Origin of the sequence: Bradyrhizobium manausense (assembly GCF_018130615.1) — a bacterium.
Lineage (GTDB): Bacteria > Pseudomonadota > Alphaproteobacteria > Rhizobiales > Xanthobacteraceae > Bradyrhizobium > Bradyrhizobium manausense_A.
This window is the reverse complement of record NZ_JAFCKB010000005.1, coordinates 140,254-155,485: the sequence shown is the minus strand read 5'-3', so window position 1 is coordinate 155,485 and position 15,232 is coordinate 140,254. Positions and strand designations below refer to the sequence as shown.

Annotated in this window: 15 protein-coding genes; 3 read left to right on the top strand and 12 right to left on the bottom strand. The window is 64.2% G+C overall.

Features of this window, described 5'->3' with window-relative positions; all coding sequences use genetic code 11:
* Positions 1–36: 36 nt before the first annotated feature.
* Positions 37–822, bottom strand: a complete 786-nt coding sequence (locus tag JQ587_RS12005) for an ABC transporter permease (RefSeq protein ID WP_212298808.1) — start codon at positions 820–822, stop codon at positions 37–39.
* Positions 822–1,640: an ABC transporter ATP-binding protein gene (locus JQ587_RS12000; RefSeq protein WP_212298809.1), complete on the bottom strand. Its 819-nt coding sequence runs from the start codon at positions 1,638–1,640 to the stop codon at positions 822–824. Before JQ587_RS12000 ends, JQ587_RS12005 begins: the two co-directional genes overlap by 1 nt.
* A 135-nt stretch (positions 1,641–1,775) precedes the next feature.
* Here JQ587_RS12000 and JQ587_RS11995 point away from each other — a divergent pair, with 135 nt between their 5' ends.
* Together JQ587_RS11995 and JQ587_RS11990 are read left to right on the top strand one after the other, a co-directional pair.
* Entirely contained in the window at positions 1,776–2,558 is a 783-nt protein-coding gene (locus JQ587_RS11995) for an ATP-binding cassette domain-containing protein (RefSeq protein ID WP_212425423.1), read from the top strand.
* Positions 2,555–4,114 (top strand): glycine betaine ABC transporter substrate-binding protein, encoded by a 1,560-nt coding sequence (locus JQ587_RS11990; RefSeq protein WP_212425422.1) that lies wholly within the window; start codon positions 2,555–2,557, stop codon positions 4,112–4,114. The genes JQ587_RS11995 and JQ587_RS11990 overlap by 4 nt, the downstream gene beginning before the upstream one ends.
* A 32-nt stretch (positions 4,115–4,146) precedes the next feature.
* On the opposite strand, the gene JQ587_RS11985 is transcribed toward JQ587_RS11990, so the two are convergent.
* From JQ587_RS11985 to JQ587_RS11975, 3 genes are all read right to left on the bottom strand, one after another.
* Entirely contained in the window at positions 4,147–4,524 is a 378-nt protein-coding gene (locus JQ587_RS11985; RefSeq protein ID WP_212298812.1) for a rhodanese-like domain-containing protein, read from the bottom strand.
* 136 nt (positions 4,525–4,660) lie between these two features.
* Complete coding sequence (locus tag JQ587_RS11980) at positions 4,661–6,373, bottom strand: sulfatase-like hydrolase/transferase (RefSeq protein WP_212425560.1); 1,713 nt, start codon at positions 6,371–6,373, stop codon at positions 4,661–4,663.
* Between the two features lie 197 nt (positions 6,374–6,570).
* A complete protein-coding gene (locus JQ587_RS11975; RefSeq protein WP_349629496.1) occupies positions 6,571–7,140 on the bottom strand; it encodes a TetR/AcrR family transcriptional regulator in 570 nt (189 codons plus the stop codon).
* A 190-nt stretch (positions 7,141–7,330) separates the two neighbouring features.
* Between JQ587_RS11975 and JQ587_RS11970 the strand changes: the two genes are divergently transcribed.
* Positions 7,331–7,951 (top strand): hypothetical protein, encoded by a 621-nt coding sequence (locus JQ587_RS11970; protein WP_212425420.1) that lies wholly within the window; start codon positions 7,331–7,333, stop codon positions 7,949–7,951.
* Positions 7,952–7,958: 7 nt separating this feature from the next.
* Here the strand turns inward: JQ587_RS11970 and JQ587_RS11965 are convergent, their stop codons facing one another.
* From JQ587_RS11965 to JQ587_RS11935, 7 genes are all read right to left on the bottom strand, one after another.
* Positions 7,959–8,810, bottom strand: coding sequence for an SDR family oxidoreductase (locus tag JQ587_RS11965; RefSeq protein ID WP_212425559.1), 852 nt, complete (start codon positions 8,808–8,810; stop codon positions 7,959–7,961).
* 514 nt (positions 8,811–9,324) lie between these two features.
* Positions 9,325–10,344 (bottom strand): ketol-acid reductoisomerase, encoded by a 1,020-nt coding sequence (gene ilvC, locus JQ587_RS11960; RefSeq protein WP_092228371.1) that lies wholly within the window; start codon positions 10,342–10,344, stop codon positions 9,325–9,327.
* Between the two features lie 133 nt (positions 10,345–10,477).
* Positions 10,478–11,080, bottom strand: coding sequence for a LysE family translocator (locus tag JQ587_RS11955; protein WP_212425419.1), 603 nt, complete (start codon positions 11,078–11,080; stop codon positions 10,478–10,480).
* A gap of 7 nt (positions 11,081–11,087) precedes the next feature.
* Complete coding sequence (locus JQ587_RS11950; RefSeq protein ID WP_212298817.1) at positions 11,088–11,978, bottom strand: EamA family transporter; 891 nt, start codon at positions 11,976–11,978, stop codon at positions 11,088–11,090.
* A 48-nt stretch (positions 11,979–12,026) separates the two neighbouring features.
* Positions 12,027–12,722 carry a class I SAM-dependent methyltransferase gene (locus JQ587_RS11945; RefSeq protein ID WP_212298818.1) on the bottom strand — a complete coding sequence of 232 codons (696 nt, stop codon included), beginning with the start codon at positions 12,720–12,722 and terminating at the stop codon, positions 12,027–12,029.
* A 3-nt stretch (positions 12,723–12,725) separates the two neighbouring features.
* Positions 12,726–13,268, bottom strand: coding sequence for an acetolactate synthase small subunit (gene ilvN, locus JQ587_RS11940; RefSeq protein ID WP_212425418.1), 543 nt, complete (start codon positions 13,266–13,268; stop codon positions 12,726–12,728).
* A 60-nt stretch (positions 13,269–13,328) separates the two neighbouring features.
* On the bottom strand, positions 13,329–15,104 hold the full coding sequence (locus JQ587_RS11935) for an acetolactate synthase 3 large subunit (protein WP_212425417.1): 1,776 nt from the start codon (positions 15,102–15,104) through the stop codon (positions 13,329–13,331).
* Positions 15,105–15,232 lie beyond the last annotated feature (128 nt).

Genomic DNA, 15,232 nt, shown 5'->3' with positions numbered 1-15,232 from the left:
ATCGGGGCTCGCGCAGATGCGCGGGCCCTTTTGCCGCTAGCCACGACCGTCCACCGTTGGCCGCCAGACCAGGAGACGCCGCTCGACCAGGGTGACACCAAAATCGATCAGGATGACGAAAGCCGACAGCACGAACATGCCGGCGAACACGCCGGCGACGTCGAACACGCCTTCAGCCTGCTGGATGAGATAGCCGAGCCCCGCTGCCGATCCCAGATATTCGCCGACGACGGCGCCGACCACGGCGAATCCGACCGACGTGTGCAGCGAGGAGAACATCCACGACAGTGCCGACGGCCAATAGACGTGTCGCATCAGCTGCCGCTCGCTCATGCCGAGCATGCGCCCATTGTCGAGCACGGTACGGCTGACCTCCTTGACGCCCTGATAGACGTTGAAGAACACGATGAAGAACACCAGCGTCACGCCGAGCGCGACCTTGGACCAGATGCCGAGCCCCAGCCACAGCGCGAAGATCGGCGCCAGCACGACGCGCGGCAATGCGTTGGCCATCTTTACATAGGGGTCGAAGACCGCCGCAACCAGCGGCTGCCGCGCAAACCAGAAGCCGACCAGCACACCGCCAACCGAGCCGATCACGAAGGCGAGGATCGATTCCCAGAGCGTGATTGCCAGATGCTTCCAGATCACGCCGGAGGCGAACCACTTCACGATCTGGCTGAATACGTCGACGGGATTCGAGAAGAAGAACGGCGGCAACAGGACTTTGCCGAATACCGGGACGCTCGAAAAGAACTGCCACAGCGCGATGCAGACGACCGCGACCAGGACTTGCAACGCGAGCAGCGTGACACGCGACATCAGACCGCCTCCGCCGCTTGGGTGGATTGCGCGTAGCCCTTCATCACCTCGTCCTTGAGCACGCTCCAGATCTCGCGATGCAGCGCATGGAACTCCTTGTCCAGCCGTACCTCGAAAATGTCGCGCGGGCGGGCGAGCTGCACCCGCCAGTCGCCAATGATGCGCGAGGACGGCCCTGCCGACATGATCACGACGCGATCGGCGAGCGCGATGGCCTCTTCGAGATCGTGGGTGACGAACAGCACGGCCTTGCGGTCGGCGTTCCAGAGGTCGAGCAGCAGGTTGCCCATCACCTGGCGCGTCTGCGCATCGAGCGGCCCGAACGGCTCGTCCATCAGGAGGATTTTGGGGTCGCGGATCAAGACCTGCGCCAACGCCACGCGCTTGCGCTGGCCGCCGGAGAGCATGTGCGGATAACGGCCCGCAAAGGCGCCGAGGCCGACGGAGGTGAGCCATTTCTGCGCCTGCGGCAGCGCCTCTGCGCGCGGCGTGCCCTTGATCTCGAGCCCGATCGCGACATTGTCGAGCGCGGTCTTCCAGGGGAACAATGCATCGGCCTGGAACAGGTAGCCGGCGTCCCGGTTCAACCCCGCCAGCGCCCGGTCGAATATCTTGACGCTCCCGGCGGCCGGCTTGAGCAGTCCGGCGGCGGCGTTGAGCAGCGTGGATTTTCCGCAGCCGGTCGGGCCGACGATGGCGACGAACTCGCCCTGCGCGACCGAAAGATGGGCCTTCTCCACCGCCGTATAGACCCGCCCGTCCCCGAGCCGGAACGCAACCTTGGCATCTTCCAGCGCCACCGCCGTGGGCGTTGTCATGTGTTTCCTCCGAACTTGGCTTGATGCCTTAGCCGCTCGCGCGGCCAAGTTCAATCAACCGGCCAAGCGTGCTACGCATGGGGTCTCGACCACCTCCCCTCCCTCTTGAGGGCAAGCGAGCTGAGAGCACGTCCGATGCCTTCCAGGCCGATGATTGGCTATGCGCACGTCACCAAGAGCTTCGGCCCCCTCAGGGCCGTCGACGACGTCTCGCTCGATATCGCCGAAGGCGAGTTTCTGGCCATCGTCGGCGGATCGGGTTCGGGCAAGACGACGCTGCTGCGGCTCGCCAACCGGCTGATCGAGGCCGATGGCGGCACCATCACGGTCGAGGGCGAGGACGTGCGAAACGTCGATCCGGTCGCGCTGCGGCGCCGCATCGGCTACGTCTTCCAGAGCGGCGGGCTGTTTCCGCATTTGAGCGTCGCCGACAATATCGGGATCACGCCGAGGCTGCTCGGCGCGCCTCCGGCCGAGATCGCCGCGCGTGTCGACCAGCTGATCGAGCTGGTGCAGCTCGACCGGATCTTGCATCGCGACCGGCTGCCCGAGGCGCTCTCCGGCGGTCAGCGCCAGCGCGTCGGCGTGGCGCGGGCGCTCGCAGCCAAGCCCCGCATCCTGCTGATGGACGAACCGTTCGGCGCACTCGATCCCCTCACCCGCGATGCGCTCGGCGAGGATTTCCGCGAGCTGCACCGCAAGCTTGGCCTGACCACAGTGATGATCACGCACGACATGACGGAAGCGATTTTGCTTACCGATCGCATCGCGGTGATGCGCAGCGGACAAGTGCTGGCGCAGGGCACGCCGGCGGAGCTCTCGGAGAGCAGCGATGCCTATGTGCTGGAGCTGTTGCGGACGCCGCGACGCCAGGTTGAACGACTGAATTTGCTGCTGCCGCAGGGCGGTGCGGCATGAGCCTCTTCAATGATCCGCGCTGGGGCGAGGCGCTGTCGCATCTGCCTGACTATCTCGGCAATCATGTCCGGGTGAGCCTCGCCGCGCTCGCGCTTGGCCTCGCTGTCAGCCTGCCGCTCGCAATCGCGACGCGCAACCGTCCGGCGCCGCGCGCCATCCTGCTGGCGCTCGCCAGCATCGTGCAGACCGTGCCGGGGCTGGCGCTGCTCGCGCTGTTCTACCCGCTGCTGCTGCTCGCAGCGTCCGTGTCGCTTGCCTGGTTCGGCATCTCTTTCTCCGCATTCGGCTTCCTGCCGGCGATGCTCGCGCTGGCGCTGTATTCGATGCTGCCGGTGTTGCGCAACGGCATCACCGGGCTGAACGGCATCGATCCGGCGCTGATCGAAGCCGCCAAGGGCGTCGGCATGACGGCACGGCAGTCGCTCCTCATGGTCGAGCTCCCGCTGGCGCTGCCGGTGATGATGGCCGGCATCCGAACCGCCGCGGTGTGGGTGATCGGCACCGCGACGCTATCGACGCCGATCGGACAAACCAGCCTCGGCAATTACATCTTCGCGGGCCTTCAGACCCAGAACTGGGTGTTCGTGCTGTTCGGCTGCTTTGCGTCAGCCCTGCTCGCGCTCGCCGTCGATCAGCTGCTCGGCCTGATCGAGCGCGGGCTGCGCCAGCGCGACCGCCTTCGCGCCGGGGTCGGTGCGATCGGGATTGCGGCGCTGGTTGCAGCGACACTGGTGCCGACGATGGGGCGCTCGTCGTCCGGCTACGTGGTCGGCGCGAAAACCTTTGCCGAGCAATATGTGCTCTCGGCCCTGCTTCGAGACCGCCTCCAGGCGGCCAGCCTTTCGGCCACAGCACGATCGGGCCTCGGCTCGAGCGTGATCTTCGGGGCACTGAAGGCCGGCGACATCGACCTCTATGTGGACTATTCCGGCACGCTCTGGGCCAACCAGCTGCATCGCACCGACATCAAACCGCGCGCGGAGCTGGTGGCGGAGTTGAAGACGGCACTCGCCAAGGACAACATCACCCTGCTCGGCGAGCTCGGCTTCGAGAATGCCTATGCGCTGGTGATGCCCAAGAAACGCGCCGACGCGCTCGGCATCCGCACCATCGCCGATCTCGCCGCACACGCACCGTCGATGTCGATCGCCGGCGACTACGAATTCTTCTCCCGGCCGGAATGGGCGGCGCTGCAGAAAGCCTATGGTCTTCAGTTCAAGGCACAGCGCCAGATGCAGCCGGACTTCATGTATGCGGCAGCCGCCAGCGGCGAGGTCGACGTGATCGCAGGCTACACCAGCGACGGGCTGATCGCGAAATACGACCTGGTGGCGCTCGACGATCCCAAGCAGGCGATCCCGCCCTATGATGCCATTCTGCTGCTGGCACCGAAGCGCGCCGGCGATGAGAAATTGCAGGCGGCGCTCAAGCCGCTGCTCGGCAAGATCGACATCGCTACCATGCGCGAAGCAAACCTCCGGGCCAGCGGAAATGATGCGAATTCATCGCCCGATGTGGTAGCGAAATGGCTGTGGGAGAAGGTGGGGCGGCGCTAGGGCATTGCCCCCCGCGTCGCCGCCCTTTTTTGCTACGCCTTCTCGGTCGCCCCTCCGGCATCAACCCAGTCCTTGAAGCCGCCGACGTTGTAGACGTGGCCATAGCCCATGTCCTGAAGCAGCTTGCCGGCGAGCGCGGACCGGCCGCCGGAGGCACAATAAAGGATCACGGTCTTGTCCCTGGCGAGGGCCTTGTCGTGATAGGGCGAGTCCGGATCGGCCCGAAACTCCAGCATGCCGCGGGAGATATTCAGTGCGCCCGGGATCTTGCCGCTCTTCTCGATCTCCGGCGCATCGCGCACGTCGAGCACGAGCGCGCCCTTCCCGATCATCTCCTTCGCCTGGGCCGGCGAGATCTTCGGCACGGCCGCGTTGGCGGCCTCGAGCATCTGTTTTACGGAAATTGGCAATGATTCCTCCTGTGGTTCGCGGTTGATCGAGCGCCCCGTTAGCCGGCATCGTCCTTGATCGCGTCCCTCGTTCGGACGAGGACGCCAGGCCAAAATATCGACGGATGCGGTGGCGAATGAATGGCCGCGATCGAAACTACAGCCCGCGGATCATCCCGGCATTGATCAATAGCCGGTTCAGGCGCTGCGCTTCCGCGCCGTCCTTGCAGCCGTAGAAGATGCCCTTGCAGCGGAGCATGATCTCCTTCTGCTCGGCAAAGGACGGATCGAGCGGAATGCCGGCCGCCTCCTGGATCACCAGCGGCAGATACGGACCGTCGATCGTGTCCATCACGGCATCGCTCTTCACCGGCTCGAAATTGACGGCGTCGATGGCGTAATAGGTCGCGTAGAGGCGCGGATCGTAGGCATCGAGCTTCTTGCCGATTGCGCCTTCGTCAAGCCCGGGCTCGAGGATGTTCGGCGCGAACTCGGGCTGGTGATCGCCATAGCGCACGATCAGGAAGGGCTCGCCTGGAAAACTCTTCTTCAAGCCTGCGAGGAAGCCCTTGTATTGCTCGGCACTCATCGCCTGGCGGCGCAGATATTCGTCGATGGACGGCACGTTGCCCGGCGCGCGCCAGTTCGGCATCAGATCGGGGCGGAAGCGGGTCTCCCAGGGGAAATGGTTGGCACCGAGATAGATGAAGGTGAACAGCGGCTTGTTCGGCGTCCGCTCGCCCATCAGCCGCAGTGCCTTGTCGTAGAAGAAGCTGTCGGGTTCGACATCCTTGGCGCCGAGATCATGAGAGTCGAGGAAGCGTTCGATACCAGTCGTCAGCTGGAAGCTGCGCGCACCCATGAAGCCGCCATAGGCGGGATAGAGCGACATCGTATCATAGCCGCAGCGGCGCAACGCCAACGGCAGGCCGCGCTCGACCCGACCCGATGCAATGCGCGTCACGAAATAGGCAAAGCGGCCGAACGAGCGCGAGGAGAGACCGGCAAGCACGTTGTATTCGGTGAACCAGCTCGGCCCGCCATTGCTCTCGGCCAGGAAAGTGCGCTCCCTGCCGTCCCAGGACTTGAAGTGGCTGCCATAGCCCGGCGGCACCTTGATGCCCTGTGCGGCGCGGATGTCGAAGCTCGATTCATCATGGATCATGATGATGTTCGGCCGACGGCCGGCAGGATGACAGGCATCTACCAGCGGTATGTTGAGCCGCTCGTCGGTCGAGGCGGCCGACTCCATGAAGCCGTACTGCACGAAATCGGAGACGGCCGAGACGCCGGAGCGGAAGAATTTCGAGAGATAGCCGTCGTCGTAGTAGCCGCGCCAGGCCTCGTCCGGATGATAGGCGGAATAGAACACCAGGGCGGCGAGGCAGGCGAGCTTGCAGGCCAGCGCCGGCAGGCGGCGGATGCGGAATGGATCGAGCCACCACAGCGCATACATCAGCGGCAGCGTGACGAGGCCGGCGGCGATCACCGACCAGCGCAGGTTCGGAAAGATCGTGAACAGGAACGCGACCGTGTCGCGGTCGATCATCATCAGGTCGATGAAGTTGACCGTCATCTGCACGACGTCGTGCTTGAGCCGCGACAGCAGCACCAGCACCACGACCATGGTCAGCGACAGCGCGCCCGACAGCGCAGGCCGGCGCAACAGCGTGATCCAGAAGAAGTTGAGGATGCCCCACGCCAGCAAGAAGGAGAGCCGCGAGCCGAAATCGGTCTCGGTCTCGTACATCAGCGCCAGCGCAGCGCAATGCGGCGCGGCCACAGCGAGCAGCCGCCAGATGCCGAGCGCGGCAACGCTCGCCAGAACGGCGGTGGTGGCGGAAGGACCGGGATTGGGCGCGGACGCCATCGAGGACACGCTGAACACGGTCCGGCGCGGTGATGCCAAGCCGTCTGGTCGGCCTCAAGACGGCCAGGGCGTCCGGCGCAGCCGGCTGCACCGTGTCATAAAACTGTAATGGAACAGTCACGCGCAAGCAACGCGATCCGCCGTCCGACCTTCGCTTAATGTTAGCGGGCAGCGAAGGACCGCAGCTCGGCAATGGCTTAGAACCTCGCGATCCCGGCGATGAACAGATCGATCACTCCCTCGGCCGTGCGCTCGATTTCGCCCTCCTCCACACCCCAGCGCGGGAAATGGCCATCGAGGTTCATCCGGGCGAAACCGTAGACCAAAGCGCGGCCAGCGATCTGGATGCGCTTCAGGTCCGTCGACCGCAGCAGGCCCTGCGCGGCTGCGTCAGCCAGCATCCGCTCGGTCAGCGCGATCACCTCGGCATTGTCGCGGGTCACCTCCGTGGAGCTGCCATGGGCGAAATAGCGCCCCGTTGAGATGATTTCGAAATGCGCGGGGTTGCGCATCGCCCAGCGCAAATAGGCGAGGCCGAAGGCGCGAAATCGGCCGAGCGGATCGGTGGCCGGTGCATCGCCCAGCGCCACCTCGATCTCAGCGCGAAAGCGCCGCTGCGCCTCCTCGGCCACCGCAGCCATCAAGGCGTCACGGCTGGGAAAGTGCCGGAATGGCGCCCCCGGCGACACCGCGGCCCGGCGCGCAGCCTCACGCACGGACACCTCGGCACCCTCGGCCGCCAGTTGCAACGCAGCATCGATCAGCACGCGACGGAGGTCGCCGTGATGATAGGGCCGGACCTCGGATCTCTCGCGTCGGACGCGCGGCTTGGACGGCTGACGGACAGGCATTGGCGCCTTCTAGCATCACCCGAACGTGAATGTAAGCAGCGATTACAATGTTGACGATAGCGTCACGCGAAATGTAATCGATGATTACATAGAGGAGGAGACTATCATGTCGCAACGTCAAAGCTGGTTCGAAGGCTGGCGGCTGCTCGTCGCCCTTGCGCTGAGCCTGATCGCCTTAAGCCTCTGGATCGCCTCGATGCGGCAGTTCGAAGTCGAGGGCGTGCGCATGGTGATCCGCTTCACGGCGCGCAGCTCGCTGCTGCTGTTCTGCCTCGCCTTCAGTGCTGCAGCGCTCGCGCGGCTCTGGCCCAACGCCTGGACGCGCTGGCAGCGCCGCAACCGCCGCTATCTGGGCTTGAGCTTTGCCGTCTCCCACGCCATTCATGCGGTCGCGATCGTCGCATTCGCCAGGATGGACCCGGCCGGCTTTATGCAGGCGACCTCGCCGGCCTCCTACATCTTCGGCGGCATCGGCTATGCTGCGATTATCGCCATGAGCGCGACCTCGTTCGACCGCACCGCTGCGCTGGTTGGGCCGCGAGCCTGGCGCACGCTGCACCTCGTGGGCGGCTATTACCTCTGGTTCCAGTTCATGGTGTCGTTTGGCAAGCGGGTGCCGGCGATGCCGCTCTATGCCGCCTTCCTCATCCCCCTCCTCGCCGTCATGATGCTGCGCATGATCGCGATGGCCGCTCGTCCACACCAACGGATTGCCGAAGCGAGCTGAACCTTCATCAGCCCTGCGGCAGAAACCCGAGACGCTTGGCGATGATGCGGTCCAATGTCCGCTTCGGCAGCACAGCGGCGATCAGATGGCGTAGAGGGTCCGGCGCGATCTGGTAGCGCACTTTGGGGCTTGCCGCAGTCAGCGCCTCGCACACGATCTCGGCGATCCGCTCGGCGGGCAGTCCGTTGGCGCCGAGCTCCATCATGAAGGCCATGACCTTGTTGAGCGCCGGCAGATAGGGCGAGTTCTTGTAGACCGAGAGATCGGTCTGCTCGGCCTTGCTCCAGATCGGGGTCTTCACCGCACCGGGCGCGACGATGATGACGTCGATGCCGAACAGCATCAGCTCGCGGCGCAGGCTCTCCGACAGGCCCTCGATCGCATGCTTGGAGGTGCAGTAAGGCGCCGACAGCGGATTGCCGTTCTTGCCCGCGACCGAGCTGATCATCACGATCCGGCCCTTCGGCCCCTTCAGCGACGGGTCAGCGCCGAGCAGCGGCCCGAACGCCTGCGTCGCGATGACCGGGCCGATGACGTTGATGTCCATCTGGCGGCGGAAATCATCGGCCGGCAGTTCGAGGACGGGACCGGCGACGGCGACGCCGGCGTTGTTGACGAGACCCGCCAGGGTCTCACCGCCCAGGGCTTCGCGCACCTGCCGTGCGCCGGCCTGCACGGCAGCCTCGTCGGTGACGTCGAACAGCAGCGGCGTGAAGTTCGCCCCGAACTCACCTTGGAGCCGGTCAGCATCGGCCTGCTTGCGGACGCTGCCGAAGACGCGATAGCCGCGCTCGATCAGAAATTTCGCGATGGCCCAGCCGATGCCGGTAGACGCGCCGGTGACGACGACAGATCGCATGGTCATTCCCCCTTCAGTGCCCCGGCGATCATGTAGGAGGAAGCTGCGCCGGCGCAATGCCGTCAGATTCTCAAGCCGTGCACGGGAGATCTCTTTCGAGGTCCGCTAGGCCGCAAGAAGCTGAAACAGGTGTCGGTTCTTAAGATGAACCGGCGCGCGAACGTCGCGAAATGCGATCGACTGCGCCTTGAAGGCGCGGATGAAGAGTCGAATCCTAGACTCTGAGGACACAGCGCTTTTGGCGATCGCAACTTCTGATAAAGTTGGGAAAAAATGACGCTAGCCCAAGAATGTGGTTTAAGCGTCAGTTCTTGGCTCTGTGAGAGCACATCAACTCGCGAAGAATTTGAATGAAGCTGCAATGCTTCGCGCGAGACGGAAAGAGCGAGACCGCTATTTGCGATCTCGCTCGGATATAAATGCGAAGATTTAAGATTTGGTTTGGCGCGTGAAGCTTCTGCTCCACCCGTCATTCCGGGTGGCGCTTCGCGCCCCCGGAATGACAGCGTAGCCGTCAGTTCTTCGACTTGTCGACCAGCGCGCCCTTCTTGATCCAGGGCATCATGTCGCGGAGTTTCGCGCCGACTTCCTCGATCGGGTGCGCGGCGAGCTTGGCGCGGGTCGCCTTGAACGAGGTCTGGTTGACCTTGTTCTCGAGCATCCAATCGCGGGCGAACTTGCCGCCCTGGATGTCGGCGAGAACGCGCTTCATCTCGGCCTTGGTCTCGGCGGTGACGATGCGCGGTCCGGTGACGTACTCGCCGTACTCCGCGGTGTTGGAGATCGAGTAGTTCATGTTGGCGATGCCGCCTTCATAGATCAGGTCGACGATCAGCTTCACTTCGTGCAGGCACTCGAAATAGGCCATCTCCGGGGCGTAGCCGGCTTCGACCAGGGTCTCGTAGCCGGCCTTGATCAGTTCGACCAGGCCGCCGCAGAGCACGACCTGCTCGCCGAACAGATCGGTCTCGCACTCTTCCTTGAAGGTGGTCTCGATGATGCCGGCGCGGCCACCGCCAACCGCGGAGGCATAGGAAAGGCCGAGGTCGTGGGCGTTGCCCGAGACGTCCTTGGCGATCGCGATCAGGCAGGGCACGCCGCCGCCGCGCTGATACTCCGAGCGCACGGTGTGGCCGGGGCCCTTCGGCGCGATCATCAGCACGTCGAGATCGGCGCGCGGATCGAGCAGGTTGAAATGGACGTTGAGGCCGTGCGCGAACACGAGGGCAGCGCCCTTCTTCATGTTGTCGTGCAGGTGGTCGCGGTAAATGTCGCCCTGAAGCTCGTCCGGGGTCAGCATCATGACGAGATCGGCCCATTTGGCGGCTTCGGCGACTTCCATCACCTTGAAGCCGGCAGCTTCCGCCTTCTTGACCGAGCTCGAGTCCTTGCGCAGCGCAATCGCCACTTCCTTGACGCCGGAGTCCTTCAGGTTGAGCGCATGGGCGTGGCCCTGGCTGCCATAGCCGACGATGGCGACCTTCTTCCCCTTGATCAGGTTCAGGTCGGCGTCGCGATCGTAATAAACACGCATAGTCGTTTCCTCATTGAGGGCCGGAAATCGGCCGATGGTCAGTGTCCGAAGGGTGGAATTTGCGGATTTCGGGGGCTGTCTAGAGCATTTTCAGCCCTTAGGGAAACCCGTTTCTGCATGGAAATCCGCGACATCATGCATCCATGAAAACGGGGTAGAGGGAGGCGAGCAGCAGGAGCGCCATCAGGATGTTGAAGCCGCGGACCAGCCGCTCAGAGGTCAGCACTGGCCGTAGTGCAGTGCCGAAGAAGGCCCAGACCACGGTTGAGACCGTGCCGACCAGCAGGCTGATCAGGGTCTGGATGGCGATGTTGATCGGGAACTGGGCGATCGCCGCATAGGCCGTGATGGTGCCGATCACGATCACCCAGCCTTTGGCGTTGATCCACTGGAACATGGCAGCACCCCAGAAGGTCATCGGGCCGCGGCCGTCCGCTTCGCCCGGCTTGGCCGGGCCGGACAGGGCAATCACGGCGGCGAGGTAAATCAAGTAAACCGCGCCGGCATATTTCAGGATGATCTGGAGGATCGGATAGGCCAGGAACACGGTGCCGAGCCCGAGGCCAACGGTGGCGACCATGAAGGCAAAGCCGAGGACGATGCCGACGATGTGCGGAATGGTGCGGCGGAAGCCGTAGGTCAGGCCGGAGGACAACAGCATGATGTTGTTCGGCCCCGGCGTGAAATACATCACCACCATGAAGGCGAGGAAAGCATAGAAGAGCGAGTGGGCCATGTTCACCTCACGCGCTCTTCACAAGCGATTCTTTGGGTAACGCCCTGGGCCGCTTCGCAAGCACCATCACCGCGATGCCGCCGACGACGGTCAGCATGCCAGCGAGGCGCAGCGGCCCGAACCGTTCGCCGAACACGATGCTGGAGGCCGCCGAGCCGACGAACGGCACCAGCAACGCGAACGGCACCACTTGCGCGGCGGGATAATCACGCAGCAGCCGCCCCCAGAGCCAGTAGGCGATGCTGGTCGAGATCGCGCCGATTGTCAGCAGGCAGATGAGGCCCATCAGCGACATATGGATCAGCGACTGGAAGGTCGGCCCCGGCCCGTTGACGGCGACCGCGAGCGCGAACAGCGGGACCGCTGCAGTGAGGCACAACCATGCGAACAGGTCGAACATCGGCGCGCCGCGGGCGCCGCGCAGCAGAAGATTGCCGACGGCAAAGCAGATCGGGGCAATCATCAGCACCGCGAAAGCGCCGACGCTGAAATCGTAACCGACGGTGCCGCAGATCATGAGAAGGCCGGCCGCGGCGATGACGATGCCCAGTGTCTGTACCGGCGTCGGACGCTCGCCGAAGGCAATCGCGGCAAAACCGATCGTGAACAGCGCCTGGCTCTGCACGACGACGGAGGTCAGCCCCACCGGCACGCCATGCGCGATGCCGTAGGCCTGGCTCAGGAACTGCCCGAGAAACAGCGTGAAGCTGATCGCGATCAGCAGCGACCAGGCGACCTTCGGCTTGGGAATGAACAGGCACGGCACCGCTGCGATGGAAAAACGCATCGCCGTCATCAGCTCCGGCGAGAACTCGTCGAGCGCGATCCGGCTTGCCACGAAGGCAAGCCCCCAGATGATCGCCACCATGAGGGCGATGAGGATGTCGGCCGGCTTCATTGTTGTTTCCGGTTCTGCCCTGTCGTGCAGCCCTGCTTGTTGTTCTGTCTAGCCTTGCTCGCCGGCTTTCGGTTTGCGGAGGAGATACGTACCGTGCATCGGTGCGTGATAGTCGGCCGAGACCAGCGTGAAGCCGACATCGGTCAGCATCCGCTCCATCACCCAGCCGAAGGTGGAATATTCGTCGCGCATATGCGTCACCACGCTCTCGCGCGAGAAATCGTGGTTCTTGATCTGGCAGTCGGCCCATTGCTCGACATCGCGCTCGATGGCGTCGGGCATCGAGGCATAGACGATGTCGCGCAGGTAGAAGCTCGCGCCGGGCTTGAGCGCACGAAAGATTCGCGACATCGCCACCGCCTTCCAGAAATCCGGCAGATGGTGCAGCGTGAATTCGCTGACAATAAGGTCGTAGGATTCCGGCCTGTAAGCGAAGCTGAGCAGGCCCGCCGACTGGGTCCGCACCGGCGCCTTGCGGTCGCGGGCATAGATCTCCGCGAGCGCCAGCATCGCCGGCGAGATGTCGATGGCGTCGACCTCGGCGCCCATCAGCGCGGCTTCGGTCGCCAGCACGCCGTTGCCGCAACCGATATCGGCGATACGCCAGCCGCGCTGCACTCCCAGCATTTTCAATGCGGCGCGCGCCCGCAGATCGGCATCGTCGTGGGCGTCGTAGATCGACGCCACGGCGGGCTCGATGCCCATCCGGTTCCGCTCGTTATAGTACCAGTCGCGCGCCAGCATGGTTCACATCCCTTCAGGCCCGCGACCGATCGCGGCAACACCGGTGCGCGACACCTCGACAAGGCCGATCGGGCGCATCAGGTCGATAAACTGGTTGATCTTGTCCGTATTGCCTGTGATCTCGAATACGAAGCTCTCGGTGGTGGCGTCGATGACGCGGGCGCGGAACGCATCCGCCAGCCGCAGCGCCTCGACGCGGTGTTCGCCCTGCCCGCGCACCTTCACCATGGCAAGCTCACGTTCGATCGAGCGCTTGGTCTGAGTCATGTCGACGACCTGGTAGACCGGGATCATGCGATCGAGCTGGTGCTTGATCTGCTGGATCACCATTGGCGTGCCCGTGGTGACGATGGTGATGCGCGAGAGATGCTTCTGCGCTTCAGTCTCCGAAACCGTGAGACTCTCGATGTTGTAGCCGCGGCCCGAAAACAGGCCGATGACGCGGGCGAGCACGCCCGGCTCGTTCTGCACGAGCACCGCAAGCGTGTGCGTCTCGTTCGGATCGTGACGGTCTTCGATGAAATAGGCGGATGCCGGCTGGTTCATTGTCGTCCCCTCAACTGTCTCTCGTCATGCCCGCGCAGGCGCGGATTGTGGCTGCCGTGCTCACACCAGCGCCTTGCCGCCGGCGAACGCCTTCGCGGTCGCCTCGTCGTTGGCCTGCTCGGGCAGCAGCATCTCGTTATGCGCCTTGCCGGAGGGGATCATCGGGAAGCAGTTTTCCAGCGCCGCAACGCGGCAGTCGAACAGCACCGGACGCTTGACCGAGATCATCTCCTGAATTGCGCCATCGAGATCGGACGGCTTGTGCACCTGCAGGCCGACGCCGCCATAAGCCTCCGCGAGCTTGACGAAGTCCGGCAGTGCCTCCGAATAGGAATGCGACAGGCGGTTGCCGTGGAGCAGCTGCTGCCACTGCCGCACCATGCCCATGTACTGGTTGTTCAGGATGAAGATCTTGATCGGCAGCTCGTATTGAACCGCGGTCGACATCTCCTGGATCGTCATCTGCACCGAAGCGTCGCCAGCGATGTCGATGACGAGGCTGTCCGGGTGCGCCACCTGCACGCCGACCGCGGCCGGCAGGCCGTAGCCCATGGTGCCGAGACCACCCGAGGTCATCCAGCGATGCGGCTCCTCGAAACCGTAGAACTGCGCCGCCCACATCTGGTGCTGGCCGACCTCCGTCGTGATGTAGGTGTCGCGGCCGCGCGTCGCCTCGAACAGGCTCTGGATCGCGTGCTGCGGCAGAATGACGTCGTTGCTCTTCTTGTAATAGAGCGAGTTGCGCGCGCGCCACTGCGCGATCTGCTGCCACCAGGTCTTGATGTCGGGCTTCTTCGCCTCGGCCTTGAACACCTGGAGGATGTCGCCGAGGATATTGCCGCAATCGCCGATGATCGGCACGTCGACGCGGATGTTCTTGTTGATCGAGGACGGGTCGATGTCGATATGGATCTTCTTCGAGTGCGGCGAGAACGCATCGACGCGGCCGGTGATGCGGTCGTCGAAGCGCGCGCCGACGCACAGCATGACGTCGCAATCATGCATCGTCATGTTGGCCTCGTAGGTGCCGTGCATGCCGAGCATGCCCAGCCAGTTCTTGCCCGACGCCGGATACGCACCGAGCCCCATCAGCGTCGAGGTGATCGGAAATCCGGTGACCTCGACCAGTTCGCGCAGCAGCTTGGTGGCTTCGGGGCCGGAATTGATCACGCCGCCGCCGCTGTAGATCACGGGACGCTTGGCACCCGCGAGCAGCGACACCGCCTTGCGGATCTGCGTCGCATCGCCCTTCACGCGCGGCGCGTAGGAGCGGTGCACGTCGGATTTGCGCGGCGGATGATAGGTGCCGGTGGCGAACTGCACGTCCTTGGGAACGTCGACCAGCACCGGCCCCGGACGGCCCGTGGTCGCAACGTAGAACGCCTCATGCAGCACCTTGGCGAGATCGTTGACGTCGCGCACCAGCCAGTTGTGCTTGGTGCAGGGGCGCGTGATGCCGACGGTGTCGCATTCCTGGAACGCATCGTTGCCGATCAGATGCGTCGGCACCTGGCCGGAGATGCAGACCAGCGGGATCGAGTCCATCAGCGCGTCGGTCAGCGGCGTCACCATGTTGGTGGCACCGGGGCCGGAGGTCACCAGCGCAACGCCGGGCTTGCCGGTCGAGCGGGCATAGCCTTCCGCGGCATGGCCCGCGCCCTGCTCGTGGCGGACCAGGATGTGCTGGACCTGGCTCTGCTGGAAGATCTCGTCGTAGATCGGAAGCACCGCGCCGCCGGGATAGCCGAAAATGTCGGTCACGCCATGATCGATGAGCGCGCGGACGATCATCGCGGCGCCGGTCATCTGGTTCGGATCGTGGCTCTTGTCGCTCATTGGCTTGCTCCGGATGCGCTGTTGTCAGCGGCTTCGTTCGTGTCGGTTTCGGGAAATAAAAAAGGCCCCGAAGAGGGACCCTGCACACCGCCTGTCATGTGGATGGCAGCTAGCCACCCCCGGCGGTG

What these genes read in the sequence shown, in the direction of transcription:
- JQ587_RS12005 (WP_212298808.1), bottom strand. Translation starts at nt 822, where the DNA reads ATGTCGCGTGTCACGCTGCTCGCGTTGCAAGTCCTGGTCGCGGTCGTC.
- JQ587_RS12000 (WP_212298809.1), bottom strand. Translation starts at nt 1,640, where the DNA reads ATGACAACGCCCACGGCGGTGGCGCTGGAAGATGCCAAGGTTGCGTTC.
- JQ587_RS11995 (WP_212425423.1), top strand. Translation starts at nt 1,776, where the DNA reads ATGCCTTCCAGGCCGATGATTGGCTATGCGCACGTCACCAAGAGCTTC.
- JQ587_RS11990 (WP_212425422.1), top strand. Translation starts at nt 2,555, where the DNA reads ATGAGCCTCTTCAATGATCCGCGCTGGGGCGAGGCGCTGTCGCATCTG.
- JQ587_RS11980 (WP_212425560.1), bottom strand. Translation starts at nt 6,373, where the DNA reads ATGGCGTCCGCGCCCAATCCCGGTCCTTCCGCCACCACCGCCGTTCTG.
- JQ587_RS11970 (WP_212425420.1), top strand. Translation starts at nt 7,331, where the DNA reads ATGTCGCAACGTCAAAGCTGGTTCGAAGGCTGGCGGCTGCTCGTCGCC.
- JQ587_RS11965 (WP_212425559.1), bottom strand. Translation starts at nt 8,810, where the DNA reads ATGCGATCTGTCGTCGTCACCGGCGCGTCTACCGGCATCGGCTGGGCC.
- ilvC (WP_092228371.1), bottom strand. Translation starts at nt 10,344, where the DNA reads ATGCGTGTTTATTACGATCGCGACGCCGACCTGAACCTGATCAAGGGG.
- JQ587_RS11955 (WP_212425419.1), bottom strand. Translation starts at nt 11,080, where the DNA reads ATGGCCCACTCGCTCTTCTATGCTTTCCTCGCCTTCATGGTGGTGATG.
- JQ587_RS11950 (WP_212298817.1), bottom strand. Translation starts at nt 11,978, where the DNA reads ATGAAGCCGGCCGACATCCTCATCGCCCTCATGGTGGCGATCATCTGG.
- JQ587_RS11945 (WP_212298818.1), bottom strand. Translation starts at nt 12,722, where the DNA reads ATGCTGGCGCGCGACTGGTACTATAACGAGCGGAACCGGATGGGCATC.
- ilvN (WP_212425418.1), bottom strand. Translation starts at nt 13,268, where the DNA reads ATGAACCAGCCGGCATCCGCCTATTTCATCGAAGACCGTCACGATCCG.
- JQ587_RS11935 (WP_212425417.1), bottom strand. Translation starts at nt 15,104, where the DNA reads ATGAGCGACAAGAGCCACGATCCGAACCAGATGACCGGCGCCGCGATG.